General features: G+C 41.7%; 19 protein-coding genes and 1 pseudogene. 18 read left to right on the top strand and 2 right to left on the bottom strand.

From position 1 onward, the window contains the following. Positions 1 to 423: 423 nt before the first annotated feature. Both AB3329_RS09015 and AB3329_RS09010 read left to right on the top strand, forming a co-directional pair. Complete coding sequence (locus tag AB3329_RS09015) at positions 424 to 1,467, top strand: glutathione S-transferase C-terminal domain-containing protein (protein WP_368395668.1); 1,044 nt, start codon at positions 424 to 426, stop codon at positions 1,465 to 1,467. Positions 1,468 to 1,831: 364 nt separating this feature from the next. Beyond that, positions 1,832 to 2,314: a sigma-70 RNA polymerase sigma factor region 4 domain-containing protein gene (locus AB3329_RS09010; protein WP_368395667.1), complete on the top strand. Its 483-nt coding sequence runs from the start codon at positions 1,832 to 1,834 to the stop codon at positions 2,312 to 2,314. Between the two features lie 257 nt (positions 2,315 to 2,571). Here AB3329_RS09010 and AB3329_RS09005 read toward each other — a convergent pair whose 3' ends face one another. After that, the gene (locus AB3329_RS09005; RefSeq protein WP_368395666.1) at positions 2,572 to 3,258 is read right to left on the bottom strand and encodes an XRE family transcriptional regulator; all 687 of its coding nucleotides are present in this window, start codon (positions 3,256 to 3,258) and stop codon (positions 2,572 to 2,574) included. A gap of 130 nt (positions 3,259 to 3,388) precedes the next feature. Between AB3329_RS09005 and AB3329_RS09000 the strand changes: the two genes are divergently transcribed. From AB3329_RS09000 to AB3329_RS08935, 14 genes and pseudogenes are all read left to right on the top strand, one after another. Further along, positions 3,389 to 3,625, top strand: coding sequence for a GlsB/YeaQ/YmgE family stress response membrane protein (locus AB3329_RS09000; protein ID WP_368395664.1), 237 nt, complete (start codon positions 3,389 to 3,391; stop codon positions 3,623 to 3,625). 221 nt (positions 3,626 to 3,846) lie between these two features. After that, positions 3,847 to 4,113: an ACT domain-containing protein gene (locus AB3329_RS08995; protein ID WP_368395663.1), complete on the top strand. Its 267-nt coding sequence runs from the start codon at positions 3,847 to 3,849 to the stop codon at positions 4,111 to 4,113. Between the two features lie 21 nt (positions 4,114 to 4,134). Then, positions 4,135 to 5,472, top strand: a complete 1,338-nt coding sequence (locus AB3329_RS08990) for a PFL family protein (RefSeq protein ID WP_368395662.1) — start codon at positions 4,135 to 4,137, stop codon at positions 5,470 to 5,472. Between the two features lie 75 nt (positions 5,473 to 5,547). Continuing rightward, entirely contained in the window at positions 5,548 to 6,252 is a 705-nt protein-coding gene (locus AB3329_RS08985) for a histidine phosphatase family protein (RefSeq protein ID WP_368395660.1), read from the top strand. A 155-nt stretch (positions 6,253 to 6,407) separates the two neighbouring features. Further along, a pseudogene (locus tag AB3329_RS08980) lies at positions 6,408 to 6,992 on the top strand (M15 family metallopeptidase); the annotation flags it as partial. Next, positions 6,993 to 7,577, top strand: a complete 585-nt coding sequence (locus AB3329_RS08975; protein WP_368395656.1) for a glycoside hydrolase family 73 protein — start codon at positions 6,993 to 6,995, stop codon at positions 7,575 to 7,577. Between the two features lie 146 nt (positions 7,578 to 7,723). Then, the gene (gene hrcA, locus AB3329_RS08970) at positions 7,724 to 8,758 is read left to right on the top strand and encodes a heat-inducible transcriptional repressor HrcA (RefSeq protein WP_368395670.1); all 1,035 of its coding nucleotides are present in this window, start codon (positions 7,724 to 7,726) and stop codon (positions 8,756 to 8,758) included. Positions 8,759 to 8,781: 23 nt separating this feature from the next. Continuing rightward, a complete protein-coding gene (gene grpE, locus AB3329_RS08965; RefSeq protein WP_368395655.1) occupies positions 8,782 to 9,321 on the top strand; it encodes a nucleotide exchange factor GrpE in 540 nt (179 codons plus the stop codon). Positions 9,322 to 9,541: 220 nt separating this feature from the next. Next, positions 9,542 to 11,380, top strand: a complete 1,839-nt coding sequence (gene dnaK / locus AB3329_RS08960; RefSeq protein WP_368395653.1) for a molecular chaperone DnaK — start codon at positions 9,542 to 9,544, stop codon at positions 11,378 to 11,380. Between the two features lie 270 nt (positions 11,381 to 11,650). Beyond that, positions 11,651 to 12,784 (top strand): molecular chaperone DnaJ, encoded by a 1,134-nt coding sequence (gene dnaJ / locus AB3329_RS08955; protein WP_368395651.1) that lies wholly within the window; start codon positions 11,651 to 11,653, stop codon positions 12,782 to 12,784. A 296-nt stretch (positions 12,785 to 13,080) separates the two neighbouring features. Beyond that, complete coding sequence (truA, locus tag AB3329_RS08950; protein ID WP_368395649.1) at positions 13,081 to 13,830, top strand: tRNA pseudouridine(38-40) synthase TruA; 750 nt, start codon at positions 13,081 to 13,083, stop codon at positions 13,828 to 13,830. Beyond that, complete coding sequence (locus AB3329_RS08945; RefSeq protein ID WP_368395647.1) at positions 13,820 to 14,587, top strand: bifunctional hydroxymethylpyrimidine kinase/phosphomethylpyrimidine kinase; 768 nt, start codon at positions 13,820 to 13,822, stop codon at positions 14,585 to 14,587. The genes truA and AB3329_RS08945 overlap by 11 nt, the downstream gene beginning before the upstream one ends. Then, complete coding sequence (locus tag AB3329_RS08940) at positions 14,574 to 15,041, top strand: ECF transporter S component (protein WP_368395645.1); 468 nt, start codon at positions 14,574 to 14,576, stop codon at positions 15,039 to 15,041. The genes AB3329_RS08945 and AB3329_RS08940 overlap by 14 nt, the downstream gene beginning before the upstream one ends. A 40-nt stretch (positions 15,042 to 15,081) precedes the next feature. Beyond that, positions 15,082 to 15,645 (top strand): TIGR01440 family protein, encoded by a 564-nt coding sequence (locus AB3329_RS08935; protein ID WP_368395643.1) that lies wholly within the window; start codon positions 15,082 to 15,084, stop codon positions 15,643 to 15,645. Between the two features lie 55 nt (positions 15,646 to 15,700). On the opposite strand, the gene AB3329_RS08930 is transcribed toward AB3329_RS08935, so the two are convergent. Next, positions 15,701 to 16,558: a mechanosensitive ion channel family protein gene (locus AB3329_RS08930; RefSeq protein WP_368395641.1), complete on the bottom strand. Its 858-nt coding sequence runs from the start codon at positions 16,556 to 16,558 to the stop codon at positions 15,701 to 15,703. A gap of 230 nt (positions 16,559 to 16,788) precedes the next feature. Between AB3329_RS08930 and tig the strand changes: the two genes are divergently transcribed. Both tig and AB3329_RS08920 read left to right on the top strand, forming a co-directional pair. Beyond that, complete coding sequence (tig, locus tag AB3329_RS08925) at positions 16,789 to 18,072, top strand: trigger factor (RefSeq protein ID WP_368395639.1); 1,284 nt, start codon at positions 16,789 to 16,791, stop codon at positions 18,070 to 18,072. 193 nt (positions 18,073 to 18,265) lie between these two features. Continuing rightward, positions 18,266 to 18,931, top strand: coding sequence for an HAD family hydrolase (locus AB3329_RS08920; protein WP_368395637.1), 666 nt, complete (start codon positions 18,266 to 18,268; stop codon positions 18,929 to 18,931). Positions 18,932 to 19,735: the final 804 nt, after the last annotated feature.

The raw sequence follows: 19,735 nt of genomic DNA, 5'->3' as shown, positions 1-19,735 counted from the left end.
CATGACACAGACATCAAGTTTGGTAGAGCTAACGTCTAAACCGACAAAACATTTCATTTGGAAGGTCTCCTTTCAATTGGATTTGGAAGTTTTCTTGACTACTGTAAGGTTCCCCAGAAACACCTTGCACCAACAGCCTCGCATAAGAGAATTCTAGTCACTGGCTCAGCTGCCGCCTGTACCCTACTAGGTACAGAAGTGAGCTTAGTGGAAACAGCTAGTGTGTTGGAAGTAGGGACAAGGCTTGGGTAACAGACTTTAAAATGAAGTCTAAGCAACAAGGAGAGAAAGAAACAACCATGAGTCCATTCCATGACTCTATTGTTCTGGAAAACCTTGCAATAGTCAAGTTAACGTTATAACAATGATTAAAAACTTGGGATAGAAAAATCCCCATAAACTTATTTTACGAGGAGAAATATTATGCCAAACTATACAAATCCTAATATCAAACCAGTAGAAATAAAAACCCGCCCCGTTGAAACGAAAACGGAAATTGATGAACGCGGTGCTTTTCAACGTCAACCAAACCATTTTACAAGACCATTTGGAGACGGTGAGGGCCAATTGAAGGCAGAAAAAGGACGCTATCATTTATATTGGGCAAAAGGATGTCACTGGTCGAATCGTGCATCTATTGTTCGAGAATTATTAGGTTTGGAAGATGCCATTTCTGTTACAATTGTCGGACACGATTACAAAGACCCGGAAAAACGCCGATATGGATGGGATTTTGCTGCTTATGAAAACCAAGTTGATCCAACAACAGGAGCCGAATTCTTGTCTGAATTTTATTATCGTGCCGATCCAGACTATACTGGTCGTACAACTGTACCAGCTCTTGTAGATTTAGAAACTTATACAGTTGTTAATAATGATTATCATCGATTGACTAATTATTTAGAAGTTAACTTTAAACCATTCCAAAAAGTAAATGCCCCTAATCTCTACCCAGAAGAATTGCGTGCTGATATTGATAATTTGAATGATAATGTTCTTTTTCCATTTGTTAACAATGGCGTTTATCGAATGATGTTTGCACAATCCTTAGTTGCTTACGAGGAAGCATTCGATGATTTTTTCACAACTTTAGATGTGCTTGAAAAACGATTGGAGAATAATAGATTTTTATTTGGTGATTATGTTACAGACAGTGATGTGCGCTTTTTTGTCACTTTAGCACGCTTTGATACACACTACTATCGAAATTTAGGTCCAATTAAGAAGCGAATTTCCGAATACACCAATATCTGGGGCTATGCTCGTGACCTGTATGAAATTCCAGCTTTTAAACACAATACTTATTTTCACGATATTGCACGTGGTTGGGATACAAAAAAAGAAAAATTATTTGTTGATTTCAACTCACGATTTGCTGATGACATTGATTTCGATGCAATATGGTCAGCACCACAAAAAAGAAAATACCTTTCAAAAACGCCCGAACAAAAATTTCTAATAGGTTGATTTATGGAAATAATAAAAAGAGAGAAGGGGACAAAGATTGCGATTTTACGAAAAATTGCTTTCTCTCCACTCTCTGCTTTTCAAGTCTGAACTGAAATCATTACAGCTGACCAGATTCTTAAAAACCTATGAGAGTTACTGGTTTTGTCTCTCTGTTTTTTAGTGAGCCAAGAAAGTCTGGATGTTTATTCCTCTTAACCAGTTTTTACTAAGGAACAAGTAAGGACTGGCAGGAATACTGCTGTATCAAAAATATACTTTATTGCTGCTTCGGCTATATTCTGGGAATATGACAAAAATGTCATGTTCTTTTTGTATGCAATTATTTATACTATGCTTATCTTAGTTAAAGGAGTGGTTCTGTATGCGGGAAGATGAATTTGACAGTTTATGTAAAAAAGTTAGGCCGATTATTTTAAAGTTAAAACGCAGTTATCACATCCATTTGTGGGACTATAATGACTGGCTGCAGGAAGGAGATATCGTCCTGTTCAGCCTTTTGTATGAACACCCGGATCTATACTATGATGAACTGAAATTGTACGTCTATTTTAAAACCAAATTTTCTAACTATTTGAAAGATGTTATTCGTCAGCAGGAAAGTTATAAACGGAAATTTAACAAAATGGTTTATGAGGAAATTAGCGACATAGGGCATTGTGTGAGCGATAAAAGTTTAGCATTAGACGATTACGTTGCCTATAAAGAAGTCATTCAGGAGGTAGAGAATAGCTTAGATGGGAAAGAAGAGCGTGAAATGTTTCAAAAACTCTTACGTGGAGAACGTTTTGCTGGGCGGCAAAAAATGATAAAAAAACTTCAGCCTCTGTTTAAAGATTTTAAGTGATACTATTACTTTTGGTGGCAGTGAAAACTCTGATATTCAGGCGGTTATTTCACCCCGTAAACAGTCCAAAATAAAAATAGTCATGCGGCCCGCTGCGGGCCGCATGACTATTGAAAAGCCTGTCTGCTTGTCATAGGCGCTTGAATAGATGGTGAGTACAAGCTATGTATCTTTTTCAAGGGGATATCAGCGAGCGTTGGTTCGATCCCAATACGTTTTACAGTCTCTGAAGATTAATCAAGCAAGATGGCAGATTGTTAATTCTCCAAGGGCATAAAGTTTCCCACTATTAGTCCGATAATCCGCGGATTTTCATCGTAAGGGGCGAATTTGTCTGCATAGCGTTTATTAATAGACACCAAACGCAGCCCGTCTTCTTCGCGGTAGACTTTTTTGATGTAAGTCTGTCCATCCCATTCTACCGCATAAATAGCACCGTCATAATCAAAGCCGGTTTGCTTTATAAGAGCAACCTCACCATTTAAAAAGGTAGGTTCCATGGAATCTCCAAAAACCCAAGAAGCAAAATCATGATCAATTTCTTCATCATAAAAAACAGTATCAAAATTGCCATCTCCAAAGTAAGCAAAGCCTGAACCGGCTGATAGTTTTTCAAATACTTTGTAAGGGTAGCGTTTAGGCTGCGCCAAGTCTGTTACTTTATTTTGTTTTGCAAGCAAATTTTGTGAATAATCCATTACTTTATCCTTATTGTTTTGATTTAGCTGTGTATAAACTGCTACAATATCATGTTCAGATAAAAAATAGCTGGGTGCAACGTCTAGAAGCTCCGATAATTTTTTAAGATTTTTTTGATTAGGCTTAGTTTTACCCTTCTCCCAATTGCAATAAGACGGTCTGGAGATGCTTAGCTCTTTTGCCAAGTAGGCTTGAGTCAGCTGGAACTGCTGCCGTCTTTCTTTTAATTTTTTGGCTGAGAACATAGCAAGCCCTCCTTCGTTAGTTTATAGACTAATATTAGTTTACCATTTTTTTTGAAAAAATACAAAGAATTCTTAAATTTTTTTATTATAACATGGTCTTATGCTATAATAAATAGAAAAGGAGGATGGTATGATTTGGTCTTTACTTATCGGAGCTTTTATCGGAATGGTTGCCGGAGGGATTACAAATAAAGGCAGTTCAATGGGTTGCTTGGCTAATATAGCTGCTGGACTGTTAGGTTCGTTTGTTGGACGAAGTTTATTTGGTGCTTGGGGTCCGGCTCTGGCAGGTATGCACCTTATTCCTTCTATTTTAGGAGCTGTTATTGTTATCGCCGTTGTCTCTCTGTTTACTGGCGATAAATAATATGTTTTTGTCTTATCCCCATCTGCTGAAGCGAATAGCTGTCTGGCAGATGGGTTTTTGCTTAATGATGATAAAACTGTCAGCCTTAAGAAGGAGGTCTTTTATATCAAGATAGCAGTAAGGCTAAACTAAAACCAAGCCCTTTTTCTGAAAAGACAGAAAACATAGAATAAGTCATGAAAATATGTTAAAATGAAAACATTATAAACGGAGGTTCAGACATGAAAGCAATCATTACGGTCGTTGGGAAAGATAAAACTGGAATTGTCGCCGGAGTTTCAACCAAAATTGCAGAATTAGACTTGAATATTGATGATATTACACAAACAGTCTTGGATGAATTTTTTACAATGATGATGCTCGTCTCATCAGAAGAGAAAAAAGATTTTACTGTGCTGCGTTCGGAACTGGAAGCACTCGGCGATGATTTAAATGTCAAAATCAATATTCAGAGTTCAGCGATTTTTGACGCTATGCATAATTTGTGAGTTAGGAGTAGGTAAGTAAGAATGAATATTAAGCAGGTTACTGAAACTATTGAAATGATTGAAGAACAGAATTTTGATATTCGAACCATCACCATGGGGATTTCCCTGCTGGACTGCATTGATTCAGATATAGAGCGTGCGGCTGAAAAGATTTATCAAAAGATTGTTACAAAGGCAGCGAGACTTGTAACGGTCGGTGATGAAATTGCTGCTGAACTAGGCATTCCTATCGTTAACAAGCGTGTATCTGTGACCCCTATTGCTTTGATTGGGGCAGCAACATCTGCCAAAGATTATGTCCCTATTGCCAAAGCACTTGACAAAGCAGCTCATGAGATTGGTGTTGATTTTATCGGCGGATTTTCTGCTCTGGTACAGAAAGGTTACCAAAAAGGCGATGAGATTTTAATTCAGTCCATTGCTCCTGCTTTGGCTGAGACCAGCAAAGTCTGTGCTTCTGTCAATATTGCTTCGAGTAAATCCGGCATCAATATGACGGCTGTCGGCGATATGGGCCGTGTAATTAAAGAAACAGCTCGCTTATCTGATTCAGGGGCTGCCAGATTGGTTGTTTTTGCTAATGCCGTTGAAGATAATCCCTTTATGGCTGGTGCTTTTCATGGTGTCGGTGAAGCGGATGTTGTTATTAATGTCGGAGTATCAGGCCCTGGTGTGGTCAAGCGTGCCTTAGAAAAAGTGCGGGGAGAAAGTTTTGACCTATTAGCTGAGACAGTGAAAAAAACAGCTTTTAAAATTACACGTATTGGACAGCTTGTCGGTCAAATGGCTTCAGAGCGCTTAGGTGTGAAGTTTGGTATTGTTGATTTATCGCTGGCTCCTACTCCTGCGATTGGCGATTCGGTTGCACGTGTACTGGAGGAGATGGGGCTTGAAACTGTTGGTGCTCATGGCACAACAGCGGCGCTTGCATTGCTTAATGATCAGGTGAAAAAGGGCGGCGTTATGGCCTGCAATCAGGTTGGCGGTCTGTCAGGAGCATTTATCCCGGTTTCTGAAGATGAAGGGATGATTGCAGCAGTAGAAAACGGTTCTCTAAACTTGGAGAAGCTGGAGGCAATGACAGCTATTTGTTCGGTCGGTTTAGATATGATTGCGGTTCCGGCAGATACACCTCATGAGACTATCGCTGCAATGATTGCAGATGAAGCTGCAATCGGAGTCGTTAACCAAAAAACGACAGCTGTACGCGTTATTCCTAAAGGAAAAGAGGGAGACATACTGGAATTCGGCGGTCTCTTGGGGGCAGCTCCGGTTATGGGAGTCAATAAGGCTTCTGCTTCTGACTTTATTGCCCGCGGCGGTCAGATTCCGGCTCCGATTCATAGTTTTAAAAATTAAAAGATACACTTGCAGATTTTGCAAGTGTTTTCATTTCATGTTATAATGAAAAGCAGAGTTATCGGAGGAAGGGATATGAAAAAAGTAAAACTCTATATTGCCCGTCATGGGAAAACGATGTTTAACACTATCGGGCGAGCCCAAGGTTGGAGTGATACACCCCTGACTGCACAAGGGGAGCACGGTATTCGGGAGCTTGGTATCGGTTTGAAGGAAGCTGGAATAGTATTTGATGCGGCCTTTTCAAGTGATTCGGGGCGGACCATGCAAACCATGGAAATTATTTTAAAAGAATGCCAGCAGGAGAAGATTCCCTACACCCGTGATAAGCGCATTCGGGAGTGGTGTTTCGGCAGTTTAGACGGCGGTTATGACGGAGAGCTTTTCTATGGCGTACTGCCTAGGACTAAGGCCTTTGAAAATGGCCGTGATATGAAGGATGTTCCTTATCCTGAGCTGGCTGAAAGTCTTGTTGAAGTAGATACTGCTAACTGGGCAGAGCCTTGGCCTGTTCTGCGAAAAAGGATTTATGATGGATTTGAAGCGATTGCTGTAAAAATGGAGGAGCAAGGCGGCGGCAATGCTATTGTTGTCAGTCATGGTATGACCATCAATACCTTTGCCTGGCTGGTGGAACCTAATCAGCCACGGCTTTCTCTGGATAATGGTTCGGTTACTGTTGCTAATTATGAGGACGGCCGGTTTATACTTGAGACCGTTGGTGATATGTCTTACCGGCAAATAGGAAGAAAGATCTTAGAAGACGTAGAAAACGCATGAAACAAAGAAATTTACTGACTTTTACATTATTTCTGATAGTGTTAGCGGTTGCGGCTATGACTGTTTATCTCTTCAATTATCAGGAGGAGAGTAAAGACGGCCCACTGACTTCAAGTTCTTCATCATCAGTTGCTGCCAGCAAAGAACAGACAGTTGCTGCTTTACCTGATGTGTCGGCAGATGACTGGGAATTGGTTCTTGTTAATCGTGACAACATTACTGCTGAAATGAATCCGAGTTTGACTGAAGTTGATGGTGTAGCGGTTGACTCCCGTATTGCAGACAATGTTCGGGAATTTTTGGCGGCCGCTCAGGCGGTTGACAGCAGTGAACATCTTATATCGGGTTATCGCAGTGTAGCCTATCAGGAAGAACTGTTTGATAACTATGTCAGCCAAGAGCGGGCTGACGACCCCAGTTTAACCCAAAGTCAGGCTGAAGAACTAGTCAAAACCTACTCTCAGCCTGCTGGGGCCAGTGAGCATCAAACAGGTCTGGCCATTGATATGAGTACGGTAGATTATTTAAATGCCAGTGACCCTGATGTAGTAGCCCAAATAGCTGAGCTTGCGCCTGATTACGGTTTTGTTTTGCGTTTTCCTGAAGAAAAAACAAGCTTTACAGGAGTGGGCTATGAGGACTGGCACTTTCGGTATGTCGGGACCGAATCCGCTCGGTATATGACAAAAAATAATCTTTGTTTAGAAGAATATATTGCTTTGTTAAAGGAGCGTGATTAATTGAGAAGACGGCTTTCTCTCAGATACTTTCTTGCTTTTGTTTTACTTTTTATCTTGACTGTTCCACTGCCTTTGTCACTGCGGGACAATATTCCTGACAGCAGACAAAAACAGGCTGTTGCTTATACAAAAGAAGAATTTATTAAAGAAATAGCTCCTACTGTTCAGACGGCGGCTGCATCTTATGGTTTACGTCCTTCGCTTGTTCTTGGTCAGGCTGTTTTAGCTTCGGATTATGGTAGGGATTTGCTGGCAGTCAAATATCATAATTTATTTGGTATCAGAGCGCAGGCCGGTGATAATTCAGTGCTGTTAAAAGATGAATTATATATAGATAATGTTTGGCAAGAACAAAATGTGCGGTTTAAAATTTATCATTCCTGGGATGAAGCTATTTATGATTACTTGGATTTACTGAAATCCGGTGATCTTTGGGGAGATAAGCTCTACACGCAAATGGCTACCTTAAAGGGGTATAAGGGCCCGGCTCAGTCTTTGCAAGGGTCCGGCTTTAGTACAGATCCTGATTATGCTTCAAAACTCACTCAGGTTATTGAAAAAAATGATTTAACACAATACGATTGAAAAATTTAGCACTCTTTTTAAAAGAGTGCTAAATTTTTGCATTTTTTTCTTGACAGGTCTGCTAAAAAGAGTATAATAAAGACATAAGTTAGCAGTCTTACTTGAAGAGTGCTAATTTCCAAATGATTTGGAAGGGGGATTGGTTTGTGATTACTCCGCGGCAAAATGATATTTTAAATCTTATTATTGAAATGTTTACTCAAACTCATGAACCTATTGGCTCCAAAAAACTGCAGACACTTATTGATTCAAGCAGCGCGACAATTAGAAATGATATGGCCAAGCTTGAAAAATTAGGTTTGCTTGAAAAAGCTCATACTTCAAGCGGTCGTATGCCCAGCCCAGCTGGTTTTAAGTATTTTGTCGAACACTCACTCAGTTTTGACAGTGTTAATGAGCAAGATGTTTACCGGGTTGTTAAAGCATTTGATTTTGAGGCTTTCAAACTGGAAGATCTCTTACAGCGGGCCAGTCATGTTTTGTCAGAAATGACAGGGTATACTGCTGTCGTGCTTGATGTGGAACCGGCCAGACAGAAGCTGACGGGCTTTGAGATTGTCCAGCTAAGCAACCATGATGCTCTGGCAATTTTAACGCTCGATGAATCAAAGCCTGCCACAGTACAGTTTGCTATTCCCAAAAATTTTCTGAAACGCGATTTGCTAATCTTAAAGGAAATTGTGGACGAGCGCCTGCTTGACCGGTCAGTTATGGATATCCACTACAAATTAAGAACAGAGATTCCGCAGATTGTGCAAAAGTACTTTACTGTGACTGATAATGTTTTAGATCTGTTTGATTATATTTTTGCTGAGTTATTCAAAGAGTCTGTTTTTGTGAGCGGTAAAGTTAACTCACTGGAATATGCAGAGCTAAAAACGTATCAGTTTCTGGATGATCCGCAGCGTGTTGCACTTGCTTTGCGCAGCAGTATACAGGAAGATGAGATGGGCAGTGTTCAGGTTGGTGACAGTAAAGAAGCTGCTTTGGCTGATGTTACGGTTTTAACACACAAATATCTGATTCCTTATAGAGGTTTCGGTCTGTTGGCTTTAATCGGCCCGATTGACATGGATTATCGAAGAAGTGTCAGTTTGGTTAATGTGATTGGCCGTGTCTTAGTTATGAAACTGGGCGATTATTACCGCTACCTCAACAGCAATCATTACGAGGTTAATTAAGTAGAAAGAGAGAGGTTGAAATCTTGGCAGAAGATGTAAAAAATGAAGAAGTTGAAAAAGAGGCTGAAGCAGCAGATACAGTGACCGATGATTCAGTACAGGAAACTGCGGAGGAAACTCCTGAAAAGTCGGAACTGCAACTGGCCAATGAGCGGGCAGAGGATTTTGAGAATAAATACCTGCGTGCTCACGCAGAAATGCAAAATGTTCAGCGTCGGGCAAATGAGGAACGGCAAAATTTGCAGCGCTACCGCTCTCAAGATTTAGCAAAGGCTATCTTACCAAGCTTGGATAATCTTGAGCGTGCTTTGGCCGTAGAAGGGCTGACAGATGATGTTAAAAAGGGACTTGAAATGGTTCAGGAAAGCCTGCTGCAGGCTTTGAAAGAAGAAGGCGTGGAAGAAGTTGAGGTTGGCCAATTTGACCACAATTTCCATATGGCCGTTCAAACTTTGCCGGCAGATGATGAGCATCCGGCCGATACTGTTGCAGAGGTTCTGCAAAAGGGTTACAAACTGCATGAACGTTTGCTCAGGCCAGCTATGGTCATTGTTTATAACTAAGAAGTCTTCTATAAAAAAAAGCAAGGGGCAGCAGTTTGCTGTGCTGAGCTATTGTTTTTGATTTGAGGCTTTGGCTATTCGACCGCAATGTCATAAAACTATAAGTAAAAAGAAATAGAAAAATTGAAAGGAAAGAGAACCTAGAGAGTCGGTCTTTGCCGTTTTCTTGATAAGCCGGATTGCGAAAATCTGTATTTGGCTGGTTCTTGGTAATGTATTTATGTCTAAAATTATTGGTATTGACTTAGGAACAACTAACTCAGCGGTAGCAGTTCTTGAAGGAACTGAAAGTAAAATTATTGCAAATCCGGAAGGCAATCGTACGACCCCTTCAGTAGTATCTTTTAAAAACGGTGAAATCATTGTAGGAGATGCTGCTAAACGGCAGGCGGTTACAAATCCGGAAACTGTTCTTTCCATTAAATCTAAAATGGGAACCTCGGAAAAAGTTGCGGCTAATGGGAAAGAATACACACCGCAAGAAATTTCAGCTATGATTTTACAGTATCTTAAAGGTTATGCCGAAGATTATCTTGGAGAAAAGGTAGACAAAGCTGTTATTACGGTTCCTGCTTACTTTAACGATGCACAGCGTCAAGCCACAAAAGATGCCGGTAAAATTGCAGGACTTGAGGTAGAACGTATTATCAATGAACCTACTGCAGCTGCCCTTGCCTACGGCCTTGATAAGACAGATAAAGATGAAAAAGTTTTAGTCTTTGACCTAGGCGGAGGAACCTTCGACGTCTCAATTCTTGAGTTAGGAGACGGTGTTTTTGATGTGTTGGCCACTGCCGGAGATAATAAACTGGGCGGAGATGACTTCGACCAAAAAATTATTGATTTCTTGGTTGAAGAATTCAAGAAAGAAAACGGTATTGATTTAGCAGCAGACAAGATGGCTCTTCAACGTCTGAAAGATGCTGCTGAAAAAGCTAAAAAGGATTTATCAGGAGTAACACAAACGCAAATCAGCCTGCCGTTTATCACCGCTGGTGAAGCTGGCCCTCTGCATTTGGAAACAAATCTTTCGCGTGCTAAATTTGACGATTTAACAAGTGACTTGGTTGAACGGACTAAAACACCGGTTCGTCAAGCACTTTCCGATGCTGGGCTGTCATTGTCTGAAATTGACGAAGTTATCCTTGTCGGCGGATCAACACGTATCCCTGCAGTTGTTGAAGCTGTTAAAGCAGAAACAGGCAAAGAGCCTAATAAGTCTGTTAACCCTGATGAAGTTGTTGCTATGGGGGCTGCTATTCAAGGCGGTGTGATTACAGGTGATGTAAAAGATGTCGTCCTGCTTGATGTTACTCCGCTGTCACTGGGTATTGAAACAATGGGCGGTGTGTTCACAAAACTGATTGACCGCAACACAACTATTCCAACGTCTAAATCACAAGTCTTCTCTACAGCAGCAGACAATCAGCCTGCAGTGGATATTCACGTGCTTCAAGGGGAACGCCCTATGGCCGCAGATAATAAAACACTTGGCCGCTTCCAGCTGACTGATATTCCGGCTGCTCCTCGCGGTGTACCACAAATTGAAGTGACTTTTGATATTGATAAAAACGGGATTGTTTCGGTAAAAGCTAAAGATCTTGGAACACAAAAAGAACAACACATTGTCATTAAGTCTAATGATGGCTTAAGTGAAGAAGAGATTGACCGCATGATGAAGGATGCTGAAGCGAACGCTGAAGCAGATGCTAAGCGCAAAGAAGAAGTCGATCTTAAAAATGAAGTGGATCAGGCTATCTTTGCGACTGAAAAAACGATTAAGGAAACTGAAGGCAAAGGTTTTGACACTGAACGCGACGCTGCTCAGTCTGCCCTTGATGAATTAAAAGCGGCTCAAGAATCCGGAAATCTGGATGACATGAAAACTAAGCTAGAAGCGCTTAATGAAAAATCACAAGCTTTAGCAGTGAAACTTTATGAACAAGCAGCAGCGGCTCAGCAAGCTCAAGCAGAAGCAGACGGCAACCAAACAGAAGGAGCTTCAGATAATAAGAGCGGCGACGATGATGTTGTTGATGGCGAGTTCACTGAAAAATAAGGTTTTACTCAGCTAGTTTAACGTTTTTACTCAGTGGTTTTCCTTGTCAGGCTGTGAAAAGATCTCACGGCCTGTTTGAGGATTTAATAAAATGCGGGCTGTCCTTGGATTGGCATTGCTGTCGAAAAGACAGCCTGCTTTGACTGAGAGAAGTCTGAAAAATGTTAAACTACAGAATCAGTGAATTGCTTTTTACGCCATAAAATCAATCATATAAATCAGAGGTTGAGAAAAAGCAGCAACCTCTGTTTTTGAATAAAGGATATAAATATGAATAATACTGAATTTTATGAACGCTTAGGGGTATCAAAGGATGCTTCTCAGGATGAGATAAAAAAAGCTTATCGCAAGATGTCCAAGAAATATCATCCGGATATAAATAAAGAAGCTGGTGCTGAGCAAAAATACAAAGATATTCAAGAGGCATATGAAACTCTGGGAGATCCGCAAAAACGTGCTAATTACGACCAATACGGCTCTGCTGGTGCCCAAGGCGGTTTTGGCGGAGATGCCGGCGGCTTTGGTGGCTTTGACAGCAGCGGCTTTGGCGGTTTTGAAGATATCTTTTCAAGTTTCTTTGGCGGCGGAACCAGCCGCAATCCTTCTGCTCCCCGTCAGGGAGATGATTTGCAGTACCGTCTTAATCTTCAGTTTGAGGAAGCTGTCTTTGGAATTGAGAAGGAAGTCAGCTACAATAGAGAGTCTTCCTGTGCAACATGTGCAGGGACAGGTGCTAAGCCGGGAACAAGTCCGGTGACTTGTTCGAAGTGTCACGGTTCAGGTGTTATCAATGTTGATACGCAAACTCCTCTTGGAATGATGCGCCGGCAGGTGACTTGTGATGTCTGCCATGGAACCGGTAAAGAAATTAAAGAGCCTTGTGCAACATGTCATGGAACAGGCCATCAGACACAGACGCATAAAGTGTCTGTGAAAATTCCTGCCGGTGTCGAAACCGGACAGCAAATTCGTCTGCAGGGTCAAGGAGAAGCTGGATTTAACGGCGGTCCTTACGGAGATTTGTTTGTCATTATTAATGTCCTGCCAAGCAGTCAATTCGAGCGAAATGGTTCAACGATTTATTATCAGATGGACATTAGTTTTGTTCAGGCAGCTCTTGGCGATACAGTTGAAGTGCCTACCGTTCATGGGAATGTTGAGATGACTATTCCGGCAGGTACACAGACCGGAAAAACCTTCCGTCTGAAAGGCAAAGGTGCTCCTAAACTCAGAGGGAACGGACAAGGTGACCAGCATGTGACGGTCAATATTGTAACCCCAAATAAACTAAATGATGCTCAAAAAGAAGCTTTGAGAGCTTTTGCAGCAGCTGGGGGGGATAAGGTCCACCCCAAGAAAAAAGGCTTCTTTGATAAAATGAAAGATGCTTTTGAAGAGATTTGAATGATAACAATTTAAAAAGAAGAGGACTGAACACTCTCGGATTAAAGCCGAGGTCACCTCTTCTTTTTTGATTGGTGATCAGATAGTGCTATTTTAAACAAGGCTGTATAAGAGCGATATTTTATCTTAGGTTTTACGATTAGGTCTTAGGCTGTAGGCTAATCATCCGGGGCATCTTTATTTTAGTGAAATTGCTGGGAGAACTTCCGGTTTTACTGGCTGCTGATCGATCTGTCTGGGGACAGTTTCTGTAATCTATCCTAGAGTCCTGTGCCGAGAAATGATAAAATAATGGCATGATACGATATAAGGCGATTATTTCATATGACGGGACAGATTTTTCTGGTTTTCAGCGCCAGCCGCAGCAGCGGACAGTCCAGGAGGAACTTGAGAAGACACTGCAGCGCTTAAACAGCGGACAGGCTGTTGTTGTTCATGGCGCTGGGCGTACGGATGCTGGTGTTCATGCTTACGGTCAGGTCGTTCATTTTGATTTACCGCAGGCGCGTGATCTTGAAAAACTGCGTTTCGGACTGGATACACAAACACCGGATGATATTGATGTGATTAGTGTTCAAGAGGTTTCAGAGGCTTTTCATGCTCGCTATAATAAGCATTATAAAACTTATGAATTTCTTGTAGATATAGGCCGGCCTAAAAACCCTTTGCTGCGTCACTATGCTACCCACTTTCCCTATCCGCTGACTCTTGCGCTTATGGAAGAGGCCATCCCAGATTTGCTTGGAACGCATGACTTTACTGGCTTTACCGCTGCTGGCAGCAGTGTGGTCAATAAGGTTCGTACTATAAAAGTGGCTGAGCTTCGCTTTGACAAAGATAAAAATCTTTTGGTTTTTACCTTTTCCGGTGACGGTTTTCTTTATAAACAAGTACGCAATATGGTGGGGACCTTACTTAAAATCGGAACGGGCAGGATGCCTGTCAGTCAGATTAAGACTGTTTTGGAAACAAAGGATCGCACCTTGGCCGGACCGACTGCGGCGGGGAATGGTCTTTATCTGAAGGAGATTATTTATGAAGAATAATTATATTTTAACAATAGCAGGCAGTGATATCCTCAGTGGCGGAGGCCTGCAGGCTGATTTAGCCACTTTTTCGCAATATTGCCTTTTTGCCTTTGTCGCTCAGACCTGTATGACTAGTGTGGAGGAGGGGCAGCTAGAGGTTATTCCGACAGATTTGACAGTTTTTAAGAAGCAGCTGAAAAGCCTTGCAGATATCCCTTTTTCGGTTATTAAGATCGGCCTGCTCCCAACTGAAGAGATTGCGGCTGCTGTTTTGGATTTTATTAAACAGCAAGCTCCTGCCAAAATAGTTTTGGATCCAGTCCTTGTGTTTAAAGAAAACAGTGATAAAGAAGTGGCTGATATGCGGGATATCTTGCGTGATTTTTTTCCTTATGTTACTGCAGTAACTCCTAATCTTCATGAAGCTGAAATCTTATCTGGTCAGTCTATCAGGAATTTAGCTGATATGCAGAATGCCGCTTACTTCTTGTACCAGCTGGGGATTGAAAATGTGGTAATAAAGGGAGGAACAAGGCTAGCCTCTCCCTTAGCTACAGATATAGTTTATGATGGTGAAAATATGCAGGAGTTCAGCACACCTTTGCTTAATCATAATAATAACGGTGCCGGCTGTACTTTCGCGGCCAGTATTGCGGCTCAGCTGGCTTTTGGAAGCAATCTTCCTGAGGCTGTAAAAAAGGCCAAAGCTTTTGTTTATCATGCTATTACACACGCAAATGAATATGGGGTGGTGCCGTATTATGGGGAAAAATAAGACAAAAGAATTAGCGGTTTTGGCTGTGTTAACAGCTTTAAGTGTCGTTTTAGCCTATATTCACCTGCCGACACCGACAGGCTATTTGACTTTATTGGATACGGGGATATACTTCACAGCCTTCTATCTTGGATCGCAGTCAGGAGCAGTTGTGGGCGGGCTGTCAGGTTTTTTAATTGACCTTTTGCTTGGTTATCCTCACTATATGATCTATAGTTTAATAGCCCACGGCCTTCAGGGCTTCTTTGCTGGCTGGAAAGGGAAGAAACGGTTGCTGGGAATCTTGTTGGCCGGTGTTGCTATGGTAGGCTCTTATTTTGCAGCAGCTTTGCTGCTTGGCTATGGCTGGGGTGCTGCCTGGGCAGGAATCTGGGGCAATATTGCTCAGAATATTCTGGGGCTGTCGGCCGGCGGCTTTACCTATCTGGCCTATAGACGCTCTGGGAAGCGATAGGTATGGCTGCTGCCAGTTATTAAGAGAGGAAGTTTTATCTATGGATTTGAATATACTGGAAAAGGAAACCAGACGCATTGCAGCTGACATTATTGAGCGCAGTGCGATTAAAAAAGACCAGATTTTTGTTTTAGGCTTGTCTTCTAGTGAGGTTGCCGGCGGTTTGATTGGAAAGAATTCCAATCTTGAGATTGGTGAAATCATCGTTAAAACCATTCTGGAAGAGGTTGCCAAATCCGGTGTGTATTTGGCGGTGCAGGGGTGTGAGCATATTAACCGCGCTCTGGTTGTTGAGCGTGCAGCAGCAGAAAGCAAGGGCCTGGAGATTGTCAATGTTCTGCCGACAGTTCATGCTGGCGGAAGCGGACAGCTTGCAGCTTTTAAATTTATGACTGATCCTGTTGAAGTGGAGGAAGTGACTGCTTATGCTGGGCTTGATATCGGTGATACATCAATCGGGATGCATGTTAAGCGTGTACAAGTCCCACTTATCCCTCTGGAACGTGAGTTGGGGGGAGCCCATGTGACAGCGCTTGCCAGCCGTCCTAAATTGATAGGCGGAGCGCGGGCTCAGTACAGTCAAGATCCGATTCGGAAATTTTGAGATAAAAAGGACAGACCTTATAATCATAGGGCCTGTCCTATTTTTGATAAGCCTGTCAGCCTTTAGAGGTTGGAAGAGGCTGGTCTTTAAAAGTGTTAATTGTTGGCAGCTGAATGCCGTCTGCAATCAAAGCTTCTTGATAAAAACCGTAAAAAACGGAGTAGATTCGATTTTGTTGGCCATTTTGAACAAAGATGTGAATGCGAAAAACCAATTGTTCGGCTTGATTGGTTTGCAGCCCCAGAATTACTGGACTGTCGACGATTTCCGGGTAGTTTTGCAGCTGTTTTTTGTTGACCGTTTCTATGATATCAGTGATTTTTTCCAGATTAGTATGAGCATAAATCGGAATATCAATCTGTGCCCGCATATTGCCGCGCGATTTGTTGCTGACAAGCAAAATTTCTCGATTAGGTATAAAGTGGAGCGTCCCGTCAAACCCGCGAACCTGAGTTGTACGGATACCAAGATCAGCAACATTGCCTGTAATTGAGCCAATTTCGACAGAATCGCCGACATCATACTGGTTTTCCAGAAGAATAAAAAAACCGTTGACCACATCTGAGAGAAAGCCCTGAGCTCCAAGACCGATTGCCAGGCCGGCGAGCCCTGCTCCGGCCAAGAGGCTGGAAACCGGGACTCCTAAAATTGTTAATATCCAGTAAAGGAGAAGAAAATAAAGCCCATAATTCATGATATTGTTTGACAGCTTAACAATGGTCTGCTGTCGGGCTTTGTTCTGACGTATAAAAGACAGCGATTTGCCAATCGTCTGGTTTAGGATATGGGACAGGATTCGTTTGCTAATTAAAAATAAAAGCAGCAAGAGCAGCAAGGAGACCAGCTTGGAAAGGGCATCAACAGCCAAATCGTCCAGATGAAGCTGCTCGATATATCTTGTTATAATAGTCATAAGCTTAGTTTATCAAAAAAACAGCAAAACGAAAAGAAAAGACAGTTTTTTGAGCGGCGTTCAGGCTATAACGGTCTGTCAAAAAAGCAGCAGAAAGTCATTGGCATTTTGACTAATCTGCTCTCAAATTTTTTTCAGATGAAAGAAAATTGTATAAAAAAACTTTTAAAAGCTCATGAAATATGGTAAACTAAACTGTATCTAAATAATTTTAAGGAGAAACGACTGCAATGTCAACATCATTTGAAAATACAGCTACAAATCGTGGTCTCATTACATTCACAATCGGTCAGGATAAGATTCAGCCAGCGCTGGATAAGACATTCAATAAAGTAAAAAAAGACTTGAACGTTCCAGGATTCCGTAAAGGGCGTATACCGCGTGCAATTTTTAATCAGAGGTTTGGGGAAGAAGCCCTGTATGAGGATACTCTCAATGCTATTTTGCCTGCAGCCTATGATGCAGCAGTTGCTGAATTAGGACTTGATGTTGTGGCACAGCCGAAGATTGATGTTAAGTCAATGGAAAAAGGGGCAGACTGGACTCTGACAGCCGAAGTGGTGACTAAGCCGGAAGTTAAGCTTGGTGATTATAAAAATCTTGAGGTATCAGTTGATGTCGATCAGGAAGTGACTGATGCTGAAATTGATCAAAAGGTTGAAGCTGAGCGCAATAATTTAGCTGAACTCGTTCTTAAAGATGATGCTGCCGAAGAAGGGGATACTGTTGTTATTGACTTTGTCGGTTCGGTTGATGGTGTTGAATTTGACGGCGGCAAAGGGGATAATTTCTCTCTTGAACTTGGCTCAGGACAGTTCATACCTGGTTTTGAAGAACAGCTGGTCGGCAGCAAGGCAGGGGAAACCCTCGATGTCAATGTGACATTCCCAGAAGATTACCAGTCTGAAAATTTGGCCGGCAAGGCGGCAAAATTTGTCACAACTGTTCATGAAGTAAAGGCAAAAGAAGTACCGGAGCTTGACGATGAACTGGCAAAAGATATCGATGAAGAGGTTGAAACCCTTGAAGAGCTGAAAGCTAAATATCGGGACGAATTAGCAGCTGATAAGAAAAAAGCTTATGATGATGCTGTTGAAGGTGCTGCGCTTGAATTGGCTGTTGAAAATGCTGAAATCGTTGAACTCCCTGAAGAAATGGTTGACGCAGAAGTTCATCGTGCAATGAATGAATTTATGAATAATATGCAGCGCCAAGGTATTTCACCGGAAATGTATTATCAGCTGACAGGAACGACTGAGGAAGACCTTCATAAACAATATGAAGTCGATGCTGAAAAACGGACCAAGACTAATCTCGTCATTGAAGCGATTGCTGAGGCTGAAGATTTTGAAGCAACAGAAGAAGAAATTGAAAAAGAAGTTACAGAACTTGCAGCTGAATACAATATGCCTAACGAACAAGTTCGCAATCTTCTTTCAGCAGATATGCTTAAACATGATATTACAATGAAAAAAGCAGTCGAAGCAGTGACAAGCACAGCAAAAGTAAAATAAAGCTAAAAAACCAGATGGCTGCATCTGGTTTTTTTATGTCTGTCTTTTTAGAGTGACTGTTAAAGTCTTAATTATAAATGGTTCTTCTCCGATTATTTTGCTATACTGGAGGTATAAAAGTGCTTCTGCCTGATTGGCTCTGCAGCTGCTGCAGCCAGGACGGATGAATTTATTGCTAAAACCAGGAGTTGCTATGATAAAAGCTATTATTTTTGATATGGATGGGGTTATTGTTGATACGGAATATTTGGATTTTCAGCTTCAAAGCGCCTATATTAAATCTCTTGCCTCATTTCCTGAGCAATTGACTCATGACGATTTTTCACATTTAGTCGGACGTTCTGGGCAGGATTTGCTGGCTCGAATCAAGGTACTTACCAAGACGCATCTGACTTTTGATGATATTGAAGAGGGCCTCAGAAGGATTGAGCAGAAAAAATATCAGCCCGCTGCCTACCTGCCTTTGTTTAGAACAGGCATCACAGCTATTTTACAGTACGCCAAAGAACAGCATATATCGCTTGCGGTTGCTTCATCAACGCAGAAAACATATCTTTTCGATATTTTGAAAAACTGCGGGATTAAAGAGGACTTTGATTTAGTTGTCAGCGGTGAAGATTTTCCCAAAAGCAAGCCCGATCCAGCTATTTATCAATTTGTCTTAAACTATTTTGATTTATCTCCTTCCCAAGCGCTGGCAGTGGAGGATTCGCCTTCCGGAATTAAGGCGGCTAAAAGCGCTGGGATTTATACGATTGCTTATGAAGAAAAAAGAATGGCTGTTGATCAGTCTCAGGCCGATACAAAGGCCAGAGATATGAAAGAAGTTCTAGAGCTGATTAAGCAGAGGAATTCTTAGGAGTAAAAATGGTAAATGTTTTGACGAAAAGTGATTTTTAGCGTAAAATAGAGAATGCAAAATATATGAAAACAGAGGCACTGTAACACTGAGTACAGAGCTAAGGCTGTATAGATTAAAAAGTGCCTGGCTGTATGTCTGCGGGAGGCGTTGGAAATGATTTGGAGGGCTAAATTTTTCCGAACCTGTTTAGTCGTCCTGGCAGAGGTGCGTCTGCGAAATCAGAGATTTCGGACTTACCGTCAGCCGTAGCCGTCTGAAGGCTTTGTCGTCTTAGCAGCCGCCCGCACCCTTCTAGTCGTCCTGGCAGAGGTGCGTCTGCGAAATCAGAGATTTCGGACTTACCGTCATTTTCATACGGGTTTCTTAACGGCCTTTGTATCTTGTGTAATTGAACGCGGCCTAAACTCTTTGCAAAAAGATAAAACTTCCTAGAAACTGAAGTTTCTTCGTCAGTTTTCCTATTTTTGCTGTGAGCTTTATACGGGCTTTGTATCTTGTTGGAATTGAACGCGGCCTAAACGCTGCGGGAAAAAGATGTCCTGACTTAGAATCTGGCGATTCGTCAGTCAGTCCCCTATTTTCCTTTTGCGTTTTTAACGGCCTTTGTATCTTGTGTAATTGAACACGGCCTAAGAGCTGTGCAAAAAAGATAAAATTTCCTAGAGTCTTAGCGACTCTTCATCAATTTTCCTATTTTTGCTTTGCTCTTTTATCGGCCTTTGTATCTTGTGTAATTGAACACGGCCTAAGCTCTTTGCAAAAAAGATAAAACTTCCTAGAAACTGAAGTTTCTTCGTCAGT

The sequence above is a fragment of the Streptococcus huangxiaojuni genome (assembly GCF_040930515.1).
Taxonomy (GTDB): domain Bacteria; phylum Bacillota; class Bacilli; order Lactobacillales; family Streptococcaceae; genus Streptococcus; species Streptococcus huangxiaojuni.
This window is presented reverse-complemented; position numbering and strand designations above follow the sequence as displayed.